Origin of the sequence: Mesorhizobium sp. YC-39 (genome assembly GCF_025753795.1) — a bacterium.
In the GTDB taxonomy this organism is placed as follows: Bacteria; Pseudomonadota; Alphaproteobacteria; order Rhizobiales; family Rhizobiaceae; genus Mesorhizobium.
Genome location: NZ_JAOWPS010000005.1, coordinates 332,910 through 347,388 on the forward strand (window position 1 = coordinate 332,910; position 14,479 = coordinate 347,388).

The 14,479-nt window shown below is 62.3% G+C and carries 12 protein-coding genes; 8 read left to right on the forward strand and 4 right to left on the reverse strand.

Going from position 1 to position 14,479, the window contains the following annotated elements; translation table 11 throughout:
• Nucleotides 1–48: 48 nt before the first annotated feature.
• From OHD62_RS27285 to OHD62_RS27305, 5 genes are all read left to right on the forward strand, one after another.
• The gene (locus tag OHD62_RS27285) at nucleotides 49–483 is read left to right on the forward strand and encodes an ion channel (RefSeq protein ID WP_263789196.1); all 435 of its coding nucleotides are present in this window, start codon (nucleotides 49–51) and stop codon (nucleotides 481–483) included.
• A gap of 120 nt (nucleotides 484–603) precedes the next feature.
• Nucleotides 604–2,616 carry an acetyl/propionyl/methylcrotonyl-CoA carboxylase subunit alpha gene (locus OHD62_RS27290; protein ID WP_263789199.1) on the forward strand — a complete coding sequence of 671 codons (2,013 nt, stop codon included), beginning with the start codon at nucleotides 604–606 and terminating at the stop codon, nucleotides 2,614–2,616.
• A 125-nt stretch (nucleotides 2,617–2,741) separates the two neighbouring features.
• Nucleotides 2,742–6,269 (forward strand): DNA polymerase III subunit alpha, encoded by a 3,528-nt coding sequence (dnaE, locus tag OHD62_RS27295; protein ID WP_263789200.1) that lies wholly within the window; start codon nucleotides 2,742–2,744, stop codon nucleotides 6,267–6,269.
• Between the two features lie 40 nt (nucleotides 6,270–6,309).
• Complete coding sequence (locus tag OHD62_RS27300) at nucleotides 6,310–7,320, forward strand: acetylserotonin O-methyltransferase (RefSeq protein WP_263789202.1); 1,011 nt, start codon at nucleotides 6,310–6,312, stop codon at nucleotides 7,318–7,320.
• A gap of 103 nt (nucleotides 7,321–7,423) precedes the next feature.
• Complete coding sequence (locus OHD62_RS27305) at nucleotides 7,424–8,227, forward strand: potassium channel family protein (protein WP_263789204.1); 804 nt, start codon at nucleotides 7,424–7,426, stop codon at nucleotides 8,225–8,227.
• An 11-nt stretch (nucleotides 8,228–8,238) separates the two neighbouring features.
• Here the strand turns inward: OHD62_RS27305 and OHD62_RS27310 are convergent, their stop codons facing one another.
• Nucleotides 8,239–9,120, reverse strand: a complete 882-nt coding sequence (locus OHD62_RS27310) for a DMT family transporter (RefSeq protein ID WP_263789205.1) — start codon at nucleotides 9,118–9,120, stop codon at nucleotides 8,239–8,241.
• Between the two features lie 188 nt (nucleotides 9,121–9,308).
• Here OHD62_RS27310 and OHD62_RS27315 point away from each other — a divergent pair, with 188 nt between their 5' ends.
• Nucleotides 9,309–9,815 (forward strand): hypothetical protein, encoded by a 507-nt coding sequence (locus tag OHD62_RS27315; protein WP_263790177.1) that lies wholly within the window; start codon nucleotides 9,309–9,311, stop codon nucleotides 9,813–9,815.
• A gap of 9 nt (nucleotides 9,816–9,824) precedes the next feature.
• On the opposite strand, the gene OHD62_RS27320 is transcribed toward OHD62_RS27315, so the two are convergent.
• Nucleotides 9,825–11,153, reverse strand: coding sequence for a DNA polymerase IV (locus tag OHD62_RS27320; RefSeq protein ID WP_263789206.1), 1,329 nt, complete (start codon nucleotides 11,151–11,153; stop codon nucleotides 9,825–9,827).
• Nucleotides 11,154–11,221: 68 nt separating this feature from the next.
• On the opposite strand from OHD62_RS27320, the gene OHD62_RS27325 reads away from it, so the two are divergent.
• Nucleotides 11,222–11,797 (forward strand): GNAT family N-acetyltransferase, encoded by a 576-nt coding sequence (locus OHD62_RS27325; protein WP_263789209.1) that lies wholly within the window; start codon nucleotides 11,222–11,224, stop codon nucleotides 11,795–11,797.
• A gap of 102 nt (nucleotides 11,798–11,899) precedes the next feature.
• Nucleotides 11,900–13,408: a hypothetical protein gene (locus OHD62_RS27330; protein WP_263789210.1), complete on the forward strand. Its 1,509-nt coding sequence runs from the start codon at nucleotides 11,900–11,902 to the stop codon at nucleotides 13,406–13,408.
• Here the strand turns inward: OHD62_RS27330 and OHD62_RS27335 are convergent.
• A complete protein-coding gene (locus OHD62_RS27335) occupies nucleotides 13,405–14,058 on the reverse strand; it encodes a hypothetical protein (protein ID WP_263789212.1) in 654 nt (217 codons plus the stop codon). The two genes, OHD62_RS27330 and OHD62_RS27335, sit on opposite strands and share 4 nt — an antisense overlap.
• A complete protein-coding gene (locus OHD62_RS27340; protein ID WP_263789214.1) occupies nucleotides 14,055–14,354 on the reverse strand; it encodes a DUF3572 domain-containing protein in 300 nt (99 codons plus the stop codon). The genes OHD62_RS27335 and OHD62_RS27340 overlap by 4 nt, the downstream gene beginning before the upstream one ends.
• Nucleotides 14,355–14,479: the final 125 nt, after the last annotated feature.

A 14,479-nucleotide genomic window follows, 5' to 3' on the forward strand; every position in this document is an offset into this window, starting at 1 on the left:
CGCTCTTCGGTCGTAGTGAGCACAAAATCAATCTTATAAAATTCGGCGATGGCGGCCAATCTCCTCCTTGCGACGTTTTTCGACGTGCTGACCTTCCTGATCCATGCTGCCGGGCTGATTGCCCTGACGCATCTGATCACGTTTTTGCTGGCTCATCCATTGCTCGACGGCAGCCAGGCGGAGAAAGCGGTGGCGCTGGCGGTCCTGGCGCTCGGCATGTTCATCCTGTTGTGCATCGAGATGGCCATCTGGGCGCTAGGCATGCTGGCCGTCGGCGCCTTCGCCGATTTCGACACCGCCTTCTATTTCTCGACCTCGGCGTTCGCGACGATCGGCTTCACGGACGTTGCGTCGGCGAAGCAATGGCAATTGCTCGCCTCGCTGGAAGGCGTGACCGGCTTTCTCATCATGGGCTGGTCTGCAGCCTATCTGGTCACCTCCGGCATACGTTTCGGCCCATTCGAGCGCGACAAGCATTTTTGAGGCGGGCATTTTTGAAGCGGGGCATTCTGAAAACCGGTTTCGCGCCGGCCACTCCGGCACTTGAGACATCACGGGATAGTCCATAGAACTGGACCGCTTCGCCGGAGGAATGACATCCGCATGTTCACGAAAATCCTGATCGCCAATCGTGGCGAGATCGCTTGCCGTGTCATCAAGACGGCGCGCAAGATGGGCATCGCCACCGTCGCGGTCTATTCCGATGCCGATCGCGACGCCGTACATGTCGAAATGGCCGACGAGGCCGTGCATATCGGGCCGTCGCCTGCCGCGCAGAGCTATCTGGTGCCGGAGAAGATCATCGCCGCCTGCAAGGAGACGGGCGCTCAGGCCGTGCATCCCGGCTACGGCTTTCTCTCGGAGCGCGCAGCCTTTTGCGAGGCGCTGGAGGCTGAAGGCATCGTCTTCATCGGCCCGAAGCCCAAGGCGATCAAGGCGATGGGCGACAAGATCGAATCGAAGAAATTTGCCAATGCAGCTAAGGTCAGCACAGTGCCCGGCTGGCTCGGCGTCATCGAGAATGCCGACCATGCGGAAAAGATCGCCGGTGAGATCGGTTATCCCGTGATGATCAAGGCCTCGGCCGGCGGCGGCGGCAAGGGCATGCGCATCGCCTGGAGCAAGGCCGAGGTGCGCGACGGCTTCGATCGCGCGCGCTCGGAAGCCAAGAGTTCGTTCGGCGACGACCGCGTATTCATCGAAAAATTCGTGGTCGATCCACGTCATATCGAGATCCAGGTGCTGGCTGACGGGCATGGCAATGCGCTTTATCTCGGCGAGCGCGAATGCTCGATCCAGCGCCGCAACCAGAAGGTCGCCGAAGAAGCGCCGTCGCCTTTTCTCGACGCCAAGACCCGGAAAGCCATGGGTGAGCAGTCTGTGGCGCTGGCCAAGGCTGTCGACTACCAGAGCGCCGGCACGGTCGAGTTCATCGTCGACAGCGAAAAAAACTTCTATTTCCTTGAAATGAATACGCGATTGCAGGTCGAGCACCCGGTGACGGAACTCGTCACCGGCATCGATCTGGTCGAGCAGATGATCCGTGTGGCGGCCGGCGAGAAGCTGGCCATCAAGCAGAGCGACGTGAAGCTGAACGGCTGGGCGGTCGAAAGCCGTCTCTATGCCGAGGATCCCTATCGCAATTTCCTGCCCTCGATCGGTCGGCTGACCAGATACCGGCCGCCGGAAGAGGGAAAGTTCGGCGATGTCGTCATCCGCAACGATACCGGCGTCACCGAAGGGTCCGAGATTTCGATGTTCTATGATCCGATGGTCGCCAAGCTCTGCACCTGGGCGCCGACGCGAATCGCGGCGATAGACGCCATGTCGGAGGCGCTCGACAGTTTTGTCGTCGACGGCATCGAGCACAACATACCGTTCCTGGCCGCACTCATGCAGCATCCGCGCTGGCGGGAAGGGCTGATATCGACCAGTTTTATCGCCGAGGAATATCCCAACGGCTTTGCGCCGATCGTGCCGGATGATGAGGAAAAAGCGGTGCTGGCGTCGATCGCCACCGCGGTTGAATTGCTGCGCCGCGACCGGCTCGATCGGCTGGGCGGACGGCTGGCGCCGCATTCCGGCATTCTCAAGCGGGACTGGGTGGTGAGGATCGGCGAGGACTATCTTTCGGCCTCGATCCTCGAGGGCATGATCTCCATCCCGATGGAGCTCGACCTGTCGATCGATGGCGGCAAGGCGCTGACGGTGGCGTCCAACTGGCGGCCCGGCGATCTCATCTGGCGCGGCACGGTCGGCGACCGCAGGATCGTGGCGCAGATCAGGCCGGTGCCGAACGGGTTGCGTATTGCCTGGAAAGGCATGTCGGTGACGGCGCGCGCCATGCTGCCGCGCACGGCCGAACTCGAAAGGCTGATGCCGGCAAAAGTGCCGCCGGACACGTCGAAGATGCTGCTCTGTCCCATGCCCGGCCTTGTCGTGTCGATCGCCGTCGCCGAGGGGCAGGAGGTCAAGGCCGGCGAGACGCTGGCCGTGGTCGAGGCGATGAAGATGGAAAACGTGCTGCGCGCCGAGCGCGACCTTATCGTGTCGAAGCTCAACGCCAGGCCGGGCGACAGCTTGGCCGTCGATGCGGTGATCATGGAATTCGCGTGAGGCAGGCTGCGCAGGTCACCGCAAGCCTGTGGTCAGCGGTCGTTTGTACTGGACTGGTATCACCCGGTCCCGGACAATACATCTTTACCGATTGAGTCTCTTGGGCGGCGGCTGTACGGAAAACCATGGCGGATGACAGACTTCCACGCGACCCGTTGCTGCGCGAGGCAGCCGTAAAGGCAGCGCGGCCGGAAGTGGCATCGCGGCCGTTCATCCATCTACGCGTGCATTCGGCCTATTCACTGCTCGAAGGCGCCCTGCAGCTCGGCACGGTTGTCGCCCATGCGGTGAAGGACGAGTGCCCGGCTATCGCGGTGACCGACACCAACAATTTGTTCGGGGCGCTGGAATTCGCCCAGAAGGCGGTGAAGGAGGGCATTCAACCGATCATCGGCTGCCAGACCGCTCTCGCCTTTTCCGGCGAAGCGAATGACAGCCAGCGTGACCGCAGGCGGCAAGGCCCGGACATGCGGCCGGTGGTTTTGATCGCGGCGACCGAGGCTGGCTATTCCAACCTGGTCAGACTGGTCAGCCGGGTCTATCTCGAAACGCCGCCCGGCGAAGCCGTGCATCTGACGACCGAGATGCTGCAGGGCCATTGCGACGGGCTGATCTGTCTCAGCGGCGGGCCGCGCGGCCCGATCGGCATTGCCTTGAAGGAAGACCGCCGCGATCTTGCAGAGCAGCGGCTGCTCACGCTCAAGGTACTGTTCGGCGACCGGCTCTATGTCGAGCTGGATCGGGTTTCCGGCTACGACCGCACGATCGAGAAGTCGACGGTCGATCTGGCCTATAGCCACGACCTGCCGTTGGTCGCCACCAATGAGGCGTTTTTTTCCTCGCGAGAAGACTATGAGGCGCATGACGCGCTGATCGCCATCGCCGAGGGCTCGGTCGTCGCCGTCGATAACCGCCGCCGCCTGTCGCCCGACAATTTCCTGAGAAGCCAGGCCGACATGGCACGGCTGTTTGCCGATCTGCCGGAGGCGATCGACAACACGGTCGAGATCGCGCTGCGCTGTTCCTATTATCCGAAGACCCGCAATCCGATCCTGCCGCGCTTCACCGGAGGCGATGTCGCCGACAATGACGCCGCGGTGAAGGCGGAGGCCGACGAACTGGCCCGCCAGGCGCATGAGGGGCTGGAGGCGCGGCTTGCGGCGCACGGTCCCACGCCAGGCTATACGGTCGAGCAGTATCGCGAACGGCTCGATTTCGAGCTCGGTATCATCACGAAGATGAAGTTCCCCGGCTACTTCCTGATCGTTGCCGATTTCATCAAATGGGCCAAGGCGCAAGGCATTCCGGTGGGGCCGGGGCGCGGTTCTGGCGCAGGCTCGCTGGTCGCCTATTCGACAACCATCACCGACATCGACCCGCTGCGCTTCTCCTTGCTGTTCGAGCGCTTCCTCAATCCGGACCGCGTGTCGATGCCCGACTTTGACATCGATTTCTGCCAGGACCGGCGCGAGGAGGTCATCCGCTACGTCCAGCAGAAATACGGCCGCGACCAGGTCGGCCAGATCATCACTTTCGGTACGCTGCAGGCCCGCGCGGTGCTGCGCGATGTCGGCCGCGTGCTGCAGATGCCTTACGGCCAGGTCGACAAGCTCTCCAAGATGGTGCCGTCGAACCCGGCCAACCCGGTCAAGCTCGCCGATGCCATCGCCAACGAGCCGCGCTTTGCCGAGGAGGCCGAGAAGGAGCCGATCGTCCAGACGCTGCTCGACATGGCTCAGAAGCTGGAAGGCCTCTACCGCCACGCCTCGACGCACGCCGCTGGTATCGTCATCGGCGACCGGCCGCTGTCGGAACTGGTGCCGATGTATCGCGATCCGCGCTCGGACATGCCGGTCACCCAGTTCAACATGAAATATGTCGAGCAGGCCGGGTTGGTGAAGTTCGATTTCCTGGGCCTGAAGACACTGACGGTGCTGGAGACGGCGGTCAAGCTGATCCGCCGCCGCGGTATCGAAATCGACCTTGCCCGCATTCCGCTCGACGATCCTGACACCTACGCCATGCTGTCGCGCGGCGAGGTGGTCGGCGTGTTCCAGGTGGAAAGTGCCGGCATGCGCAAGGCGCTGATCGGCATGCGGCCCGACTGCATCGAGGACATTATCGCGCTGGTCGCTCTTTATCGGCCAGGCCCGATGGAGAACATCCCGACCTACAACGCCAGAAAGCATGGCGAGGAGGAGATGGCCTCGATCCACCCGAAGATCGACCATCTGGTGAAGGAGACGCAAGGCGTCATCGTCTACCAGGAACAGGTCATGCAGATCGCGCAGGAGCTTGCCGGCTATTCGCTCGGCGAAGCCGACCTGCTGCGCCGCGCCATGGGCAAGAAGATCCGCGCAGAGATGGACAAGCAGCGCGAGCGTTTCGTCTCGGGCGCCGTCGAGAGGGGCGTCGGCAAGCCGCAGGCCGACTTCATCTTCGACCTTCTGGCAAAGTTCGCCGACTACGGCTTCAACAAATCACATGCCGCGGCTTACGCGGTCGTCTCCTACCAGACGGCCTATCTCAAGGCGCATTATCCGGTCGAGTTCCTGGCGGCGTCGATGACGCTCGACATGGGCAACACCGACAAGCTCGCCGATTTCCGCCAGGATGCGCTGCGCCTCGGCATCGAAGTCGTGGCGCCGTCGGTGATGACCAGTTTCCGCGCCTTCGAGGTTGGCGAGAACAAGATCTTCTATTCGCTGGCAGCACTCAAGGGCGTCGGCGACGCGGCGGTCGAGCATATCGTCGCGACGCGCGGCGAAAAGCCGTTCAAGAGTCTCGCCGACTTCTGCGAGCGGGTCGACCCGAAGATCGTCGGCAAGCGCGTTTTCGAAAGCCTGATCATGGCCGGCGCGCTGGACTGTTTCGGGCATGATCGCGCCGCGATGATGGCGGGCGTCGAACGGATGATGGGCCTGGCGTCGCTGGCGCAGCAGAATGCCGTCTCCGGCCAGGTCGACATTTTTGGCGCCTCGCTTGGAGCCCAGTCGCAGGCGCTCAATCTGCCAGCAGCCGAGCCATGGCTCGCCGCCGACCGGCTGCACCGCGAATTCCAGGTGGTCGGCTTCTATCTCTCGGCGCACCCGCTCGACGAATATAGAGCGGCGCTGCAAAAGATGCGGGTGCAGAACTGGGCCGAATTCTCGGCCGCCGTCAAACGGGGTGCTGCCGCCGGCCGGCTTGCCGGCACCGTCACCACCAAGCAGGAACGGAAGACCCGTACCGGCAACAAGATGGGCGTCGTGCAGTTCTCCGACAATTCGGGCCAGTACGAGGCGGTGCTGTTTTCCGAAGGCCTGGCGCAATATCGTGACCTATTGGAGCCCGGGCGCTCGGTGGTGATCACCGTTTCGGCCGAAGACAGGCCGGAAGGCGTCAATTTGCGCATCAACTCGGTGCAATCGCTGGAGGACGAGGCAAGCCGCGTCCAGAAGGCGCTGCGCATCTTTGTCAGGGACGACGGGCCAGCGTCGATCATTCAATCGCAGCTCAAACAGCGGGGCGACAGTCAGGTCAGCATTATTGTCCTGAAAGGAGAGGCGCAAGGCGAGGTCGAGATCGCTTTGCCAGGTGGGTATCGCGTCTCGCCACAAATCGCATCCGCCATGCGAGCAGTGCAGGGCGTGGTGGAAGTGGAACTTGTGTAGGACCTGAGACATCTGACTGTCGGCGGCATAGGGGTGCGCCATGGACGAACGGACAGCAGCTTTCGAGTTGACACGGATGGTCAATGGGTACCGGGTGTCGCAAGCGATTTGCGTCGCCGCGACGCTCGGGATTGCCGACCACATTAAGGACGGCAAGCGTTCGGCTGCAGATTTGGCAAGCCTGACCGACACAAATCCGCGCGCGCTCTACCGATTGCTGCGGGCGCTTTCGGCGGTCGGCGTATTTCACGAGGCAGAGGACGGGCAGTTCTCGCTGACGCCGCTTGGCGGCGCCTTGCGCTCCGATGCCGAGTATTCGGCCGCGCCCTGGGCGGCCTTTGTCGGCAGGCCCTACTACCGGGAGGCGTGGAGCGAGCTGCTGTACAGCATCCAGACCGGCAAGAACGCTTTCCGTTACGCACATGGCAAAGGCGTTTGGGAGTACCGGGCCGAGCATCCCGAGGAGTCCGCCATCTTCGATCGTGCCATGGCAGCGAATTCGCGCGGCGTGGCGGCTTCCATCCTGGCGGCGTATGATTTTTCGCCGTTTCCGGTCATCATGGATGTCGGCGGCGGCCAAGGGACGCTGCTTGCCGAAGTCCTTGCCGCGACCCCCGGCAGCCGCGGTATTCTTTTCGACCAGCCGCATGTGGTGGCGCCGGCCGCTTCGATGATGGCGGCGAAAGGCGTTGCCGATCGCTGCGAGATCGTCGGAGGTGATTTCTTCGCCGAGTTGCCTGCGGGGGCAGACGCGCTGCTGCTCAAATGGATACTGCATGATTGGGACGACGAGACCAACGTCGCCATCCTGAAAAACTGCCGCCAGGCGATCCGTGCAGGCGGCAAGTTGCTGGTGTTTGAGGCCGTGCTTGAGCCGGCAAATCAAGGGGCGAATGCCAAATTCTCCGACCTCAACATGCTGGTCGCGCCTGATGGCCAGGAACGGACGGCCGAAGAGTTCAAATCGCTGCTGGCAAAGGGCGGCTTCGAGGTGACCGACATCATCCAGGCGGGACCACGCATCAGTGTCGTCGAGGCCAGGCCGGTTTGATCGCTGGGCAGACATCTTTTGCCGGGACTGACGGTGCATCTTGGCCTAGACGGGTCTGCTCGGCCACTGGACGGCTGTCGCGGCGAACGCTATCGCAGTCGTCATGAAGGTAGCTGACAAGGACGGAGCGCAGGATCTCTCAGCCTTGGCGCGGCTGCGCGGCATGTTGCGCAAGCTCTATCACGGGCGCACGCCTGCGGCTTTCCGGTTTCAGCTTGTGGCCATCATCATCGACCTCGCCATCATCGGCTTCTTCATCGCCACACCGGTCATTCAGCAGTCGTCCTCTTTCCTTTGGCTCGATTACACGGTGGCGGCGCTTGTTGCCGCCGACATGGCCGCCCGGTTGCTTGCCTCCAACGACATGCTGCGCCTGATCAAGCAGCCGGCGTCGTGGATCGATGTCTTCATCCTGCTGACGCTGCTGATGCCTACGGCACTGGCCAATCTGGGTTTCCTGCGCATCCTCAGATTGTGGTCGCTGTCGCGCAGCGGTGCGCTATGGCGGCATTTGGAGATGCGTGGCCTCAGACGATGGCGTGAGGCCAGCCATGCAGTCATCAATCTCCTGACCTTCCTGTTTGTCATTACCGGCTTCGTCTACACCTTCTTCTTCCGCACCCAGGCTGGTCTCGAGGGCTATATCGACGCGCTGTATTTTACCGTCGCCACGGTGACTACGACCGGCTTCGGCGACATCGTCCTGCCGGGAATATCAGGCAAGCTCACCGCGATCGCCACCATGATCATCGGCATATCGCTGTTCGTCAGGCTGGCGCAGGCACTCTTCCGCCCCGCCAAGGTCTTTTTTCCTTGTCCGCAATGCGGCCTGCAGCGACATGAGCCCGACGCGGTCCACTGCAAGGCGTGCGGGCATCTTCTCAAGATCCCTGACGACGGCGATTGAGTCCTTAGAAATTATGATGCTGCGATCTCCGCCGGCTTCGTCGCTTTGCGTTGCAGATTGAGCAGATTGCCCATCAGGATCAGCAAGGCGCCACCGGCGGTGAAGACGTCGATCTGCTCGTGATAGAGCAGCCAGCCGATCAGCGCCGACAGTGGCACGCGCAGGAAATCCATCGGCGAGATGACCGTGGCGTCGGCATAGCCAAGCGCCCGGGCCATGCAAAAGTGCGACGACATGCCGGTGAAAGCGATCAGCAGTATCCACGGCCACAGCTCGAGTGGCGGGTTGCGCCATTCGTAGAGCGCTGGAACGAGGCCGAGAATCGACTGGATGACCAGCATCCAGAAGATGATGCGCACGACGCTGTCCGTCCGCGTCAGCGATTTGACCATGACCACCGAGGTGCCGAAGCAGACCGCGGCGCCCAGCACGACAACATATCCCGGGTTAACGGCGCCGATGCCTGGACGCACGATGATCACCACGCCGATCAGCCCGAGCACGATCGCCGCAAGTCTCGGCCTGGAGAGCCTTTCGCCGAGGAAGCCAACGGCCAGAATGGCCGTCCAGATGGGTGTCGTGAATTCAATCGAGATCAGCACGCCCAACGGAATCAGCGTCAGGGCGTAAAGCCATGCTGCCTGGCCTGTGTAGTGGATGACGTTGCGGGCGATGTGGGCGATGGGGCGCTCCGTGCGCATCGCTGCAAAACCACCTGATATCATCACCAGTGGCAGCAGGATGAGAAGGCCGATCACCGAACGCAGTTCCAGCACCTGGAAGACGTTGAGCTCGGCCGTCGTGGCACGGCCGGCGACCGACATCGCCAGAAAGGAGGCGACCGACAGCGCCATCCAGAACGCAGCCTTGGGGATCGAGGGTGAGGGTGCCATGCGCGCTATGTCGCAAGCGGGGGCCTTCACTGCAACCGTTAGTCGTCGCATTCGACTGGACCAGAAGCGGCGCGTTGCAAAACGGTCATGTTGAAAGTGGAACCTGCCCCGGCGACAAGCGTTGATTCTGGATATTGCCTGATTTCCTTGGAAATTCTTTGTCTGTGATAGGGGGAGGGAAGGTTATGATGAATTCATTCGCGCTATTTCTACTTGCCGGTTGCCTGACGGCAGCGGCGGGTGCAGCTCATGCCGACGACGCCGATTTTCTCCGCTCGTTCCAGGGGAGTTTCGCCGGCAAGGGCATCGTCAAGGTCACCACCGAGGCGCCGACGGTGAATGTTTCCTGCACGTTCAATTCCGACGCGACATCGACCTCGCTGTCGCTGGACGGCAAGTGCCGCGGGCTTGTCGTGGTGACACGCGCCATCAGCGCCGATCTGAAGTCGAGCGGGGCGAAATACACCGGTGTCTATGTCGGGTCCCGCACCGGGCCGGCACAGCTCAACGGCAGCCGCTCGGGCAATGCCATCAATCTCGGCATAAGCTGGGCGAAGGACGTCAACGGCGATCGCAAGGCGCAGCTCACAGTCGAGAAGAACGGCGAGGACGGCATGCGGCTCACCGTTACCGACGTCGACCCGAAAACTGGGAAGAGCGTGGTAACCAGCCGGATCGATCTGCGACGCACCTGAGATGGCGCTTCAATCCTCGATCGGCTCGGGCGGATGGGCATTGCGGCCCTTGCCGAAGGTATAGCCTGTTTCCACGGCCTTCTTGCCGAACTTGTCGCGCAGTGCGTCGATGGCGCCTTCGGCCATGGCGCGCTTGCGCGACCGGACGTCGACCAGGTCGGGCGGATCGGCCTTGTCGTCGTCCGTGAGGTCGCTGACGCCGATGCCGAGCAGCCGGTATTTCGTCCCGTCCGCCTCCCGGCGCAACAAATCGAGGCCGGTCGAGAAAATCCGGTCTGCCAGCCGGGTCGGGTCGCCGAGCTGACGGTTGCGTGTGCGGATCTTGAAATCCTGCGTCTTCAGCTTCAGCACGACGGTGCGCCCGGCAATGCCGGATTTCCTCAGCCGCGCTGCGACCTTTTCCGATAGCGCTCTCAGCACCGAAACCAGTTCATCCAGGGAAGCGATATCGGTGTCAAAAGTGGTTTCCGCCGATACGCTTTTCGCATCCTGGTCAGGATGGACGCGGCGGTCGTCCTCGCCGCGCGAAAGCCGGTAGAGCCGGTCGCCCATCACGCCATAACGGCGCATCAGGTCGCCGCGTTCCATGCGCTGCAACTGGCCGATGGTGCGGATGCCATCCCGCTCGAGTGTGGCCTCGAAGGCCTTTCCCACGCCCCAGATCAGCGTCACCGGCTGCTCGGCCAGAAAGCCTGGCGCTTCGGCCTCGCCGATCACCGAGAAGCCGCGCGGCTTGCGAAAATCCGACGCTACCTTGGCCAGGAACTTGCAGTAGGAAAGGCCTGATGAGACCGTGATGCCGATTTCCTTCTCGACGCCGAGCGCAAAACGCGCCAGCACCACTGCAGGCGGCAGGCCATGCAGGCGCTCGGTGCCGGCAAGGTCCAGAAACGCCTCATCGATGGAGATCGGCTCGACCAGCGGCGTCAGCGCCTGCATCAGGGCGCGGACCTCGCGGCCGACGCGCGCATATTTCTCCATGTCCGGCGGCATGACCACCGCTTCCGGGCAGGCTTCGAGCGCCTTGAACATCGGCATGGCCGAGCGTACGCCGTGGATGCGGGCGATGTAGCAAGCGGTGGAGACGACGCCGCGCTTGCCGCCGCCGATGATCAACGGCCGATCCTTCAGCGCCGGGTTGTCGCGCTTTTCGATGGCTGCGTAAAACGCGTCACAGTCGATATGGGCAAGATGCAATCTGTAGAGCTCGGGATGGCGGGCAAGCCGCGGGCTGCCGCAGCGTTCGCAACGTCGCGCCTCGCCGCGCTGGAACGTCAGGCAGTCGCGGCAAAAACCGTGATCGGGATTGTTGACAGGAGCCGCCATCGCTGCGAACATAAAGAGAACAAATGCAATGGTACGTCAGGACGGAGGCCGCGACAAGGCGGCTCGCCGGGAGAGAGTTCATGAACACGACCATAGCGCCCTTGGCGCCCGAGCTTTGGGCGGATTTCGAAGATCTTTTCGGCAAGCAAGGCGCTTGCTATGGCTGCTGGTGCACGCATTTCCGGCTGGCGCCGGCGGTGCGCCGCGCGAGCGACAAGGAGCGCAACAAGGACCACATCAAGGCCCGGATCGAGGCCGGACCGCCGCCTGGCCTGCTGGCGTTCGAGGACGGCAAGGCGGTCGGCTGGATGCAGATCGGCCCGCGCGCCGACGTGCCGGAGTGGAACAACAAGGGCAGGGGTTCCGCGCCTGTCGATCCGGCCGACGCTTTCGATCCGGGCGTGTGGGCGATCTCCTGTTTCTTCATCCGGGTCAAGGCGCGGGGCAGGGGCGTGTCGCACCGGCTGGTCGCGGGCGGTATAGAGTTCGCCCGCCAGAATGGCGCGCGGTTGATCGAGGCCTGCCCGATGGACCTGTCGAAAGACTCGCGCTCGATCGGGCTGTTCGTCGGCTCATCGCGAGTCTTCGAGAAGGCGGGCTTCGAACGGCTTGTGGAACGCAAAGCGGGCCGGCCGCTAATGCGGCTGGTGCTTTAGCAACGATATGCTCGTGTAGTGTCTTCGTCTTGCGGTTGTAATGCTCTTTCCCTACTTCAATCACCAAATGATTTCGCCTGTCCAGACCAACGGAGAACCGACGTGAAGCGTGTATTGTCACTGGCTTTTGCTCTTGCCTTCGGCGCGCCTGCCTTCGCCCAGACCGTCGACAACCAGGGTGCCAGGCAGTTGTCCGAAGACCTGTCCCGTTACGTCGGCAAACAGGCGCTCGACAGAGGTGTGCTGAAGGTTTCGGCCGAAGGTGATGCTTACAAGATCGTATTTGATTTCAAGGCACTTGCCGCAACATTGCCGGATCAAAGGCTGTTGAAGTTCGACTTTGCACCCTATGCATTGATGGTGAAGCCGCGCAGCGATGGATCCTGGGATGTTTCGATGGATTTTTCGCAAAGCGCCTCTTTTGAGTTCAATGGATCTGAGGGACTGCAAAGCACGCAGTTCTCAATCAAGGATGGCAAAGGTTCCGGCGTCTACGATCCCAATCTGGCAGCCTTCACCAGCGGCACAAGCTCGATGGCCGGTATGACGATGGCCTCGAAGGATGCCAAGCAGCACATGAACGTCAGCGCCGGTGCCGGCACTGCGACGATTGCGGCGACCAAGTCCGCAACTGGCGGCGTCGATTTCACAACGTCGCAGAAGGTGTCGAGCTTCGTCGAAACGATCAATTTCGACGATCCCGAGAGCGGGCTGAAATTCCCGGTCACCGTCAAGTCACCGGAACTGTCGGTCGAGGCGAGCGGCAAAGGGGTGCGGACAAAGCCGTTGCTCGATCTGCTGGCATTTGTCGTGGCCAATCAGGACGAGGTGATGCCGAAGGCAAACCAGGCGCAGCTCAAATCGCTTCTGCTCGCCGCTTTGCCGGTCTGGGAGCATGTCGAGGGAACCTACCGTTTCAAGGATTTCGTGGTGGCAAGCTCGGTCGGCAATTTCGGCGCGGCGGAGTTCAGCACTGCATTCGGTTCTGACGGCGTCGCTCAAAACGGCAAGATCATTTACGGCATCAAGGCGTCGGGGCTGACCGTGCCGCAGCAGCTTTTGCCAGGCTGGAGCGTGGCGCTGCTGCCCACCGATATCGACCTGAACTTCGGCGGCGCCAACATTGATCTCGACAGTATGGCGAGGAAGGCGATCGAAGCCTTTGATCTTAATCAGGATCCGCCGCTGTCGGCTGATTTCGGCGACAAGCTCACTGCTGACTTCATGGCCAAGACACCCAAGATCGTCATTGGCCACAGCACCGTGAAGAACAGCAATATCGAGGTCGTGCTGGGAGGCGAGATGACTTTCCCGGGCGAGAAGCCGGACGCGAGCATGACCGTCGGTATCGCCGGCTACGACAAGATCGTGGAGGCCTTGCAGTATGCGGCGAAGACGGACCCGCAAGCCGCGCAGTATTTTCCGGTGGTGCTTGCGATCAAGGGATTCGGCAAGACGCTGCCGGACGGCCGTATCGAATGGGTGGTCAATGCCAAGCCCGATGGTTCGGTCCTCGTCAACGGCGCCATGCTGAAAGCGGCCGATCCCATCCAGGACGACAGCACCGATCAGGATGACAGCGGTGGAGCAGGGGCCAAGCTTAACCCCTAAAGCCCGAGCGCGGCCGCGATCTTCGGCGCGGCTTCCCGCCAATCCTGCAAGACCACGATGCCATCCGGCACCGGCGGCAGGAAAGCGCGCAGCGAATTGTCGGCCATCAGATGGAAGAGATACGCGTCGGCGACCGAGTTCTGAACCGACACCAGATTGGACGGCTGATCGTCGACGAAAGCGACCGGGCGGCCCCTGTTGCCGCGCAATTTGGCCACCGCCGGTCCCTTGGCCATTTCGGTGGTCAAAAGCGGGTAGGGCAATCCGAGCGCGTCGAGATGCGCACGGCGCACGGCACGGTGCTTGTGCGGCATGGCGGTCAGCAGGACGATCTCGGCGCTGTCGCTAAGCGCTGCAAGAGCATCCTCGGCACCGTCGGTGATGCTTTGCCAATCGGCCTGCGCGTCGAAGAACTCACCCAGAAGTGTCGTCACCTCGGGCTGTTCGATCAGACGGCCGCTCGCCGTTTCGGCGATGTTGCCGGTGAGGCGGAAGGAAGCGAGCGTCAGGCCGAAGCCGCGCGATTTGAGAAAATGCGGAAAAGGCCGGATGAATTCGAGCACCACGTCGTCGACATCGAGCACCAGCAGCGGCCGGTCATCGGCGGCGAGTTCCTCGATCTGCCGCGCAGTCTCGGGATCATCGCTCATATGGAACGCTCGTGATTGTCGTCGCCCAGCGGCAATGCCCGCAGCGCCTTGCCGACAGCAGCTGGCGGCGTGCCGGTTTCTTCCGCAAACCGCATCAGCGTCGGCTCGTGGGCAAGGATGAACTGCAGCACGCCGGCCAGGAATCCCGGCTCGCCGGCCGCCCGGCGGATCGAATGCGCCTCGATACCGGTGATTGCCAGGAAGCGGGGCAGAAGCTCCGGGTCCGCGGCGACGAAGCCCAATGCCTTCACGGCAATGGTTTCGGCCTCCTCACGCATTGACGCTGCGTTTGCCATCGCTACTTTCTCTAGGATGGAATGAGTCTCTTTTCGCAGTAATCGCAAGTGCCGCCCGCGGCAAGCTCTTCGATGGGGCGTTCGAAGCGGAATCCGAACGGCTTTTGTGGTTGCCGGTTTGCGTT

What these genes read in the sequence shown, in the direction of transcription:
- OHD62_RS27290 (WP_263789199.1), top strand. Translation starts at nt 604, where the DNA reads ATGTTCACGAAAATCCTGATCGCCAATCGTGGCGAGATCGCTTGCCGT.
- OHD62_RS27305 (WP_263789204.1), top strand. Translation starts at nt 7,424, where the DNA reads ATGAAGGTAGCTGACAAGGACGGAGCGCAGGATCTCTCAGCCTTGGCG.
- OHD62_RS27315 (WP_263790177.1), top strand. Translation starts at nt 9,309, where the DNA reads ATGAATTCATTCGCGCTATTTCTACTTGCCGGTTGCCTGACGGCAGCG.
- OHD62_RS27285 (WP_263789196.1), top strand. Translation starts at nt 49, where the DNA reads ATGGCGGCCAATCTCCTCCTTGCGACGTTTTTCGACGTGCTGACCTTC.
- OHD62_RS27300 (WP_263789202.1), top strand. Translation starts at nt 6,310, where the DNA reads ATGGACGAACGGACAGCAGCTTTCGAGTTGACACGGATGGTCAATGGG.
- OHD62_RS27335 (WP_263789212.1), bottom strand. Translation starts at nt 14,058, where the DNA reads ATGAGCGATGATCCCGAGACTGCGCGGCAGATCGAGGAACTCGCCGCC.
- OHD62_RS27340 (WP_263789214.1), bottom strand. Translation starts at nt 14,354, where the DNA reads ATGGCAAACGCAGCGTCAATGCGTGAGGAGGCCGAAACCATTGCCGTG.
- OHD62_RS27325 (WP_263789209.1), top strand. Translation starts at nt 11,222, where the DNA reads ATGAACACGACCATAGCGCCCTTGGCGCCCGAGCTTTGGGCGGATTTC.
- dnaE (WP_263789200.1), top strand. Translation starts at nt 2,742, where the DNA reads ATGGCGGATGACAGACTTCCACGCGACCCGTTGCTGCGCGAGGCAGCC.
- OHD62_RS27310 (WP_263789205.1), bottom strand. Translation starts at nt 9,120, where the DNA reads ATGGCACCCTCACCCTCGATCCCCAAGGCTGCGTTCTGGATGGCGCTG.
- OHD62_RS27320 (WP_263789206.1), bottom strand. Translation starts at nt 11,153, where the DNA reads ATGTTCGCAGCGATGGCGGCTCCTGTCAACAATCCCGATCACGGTTTT.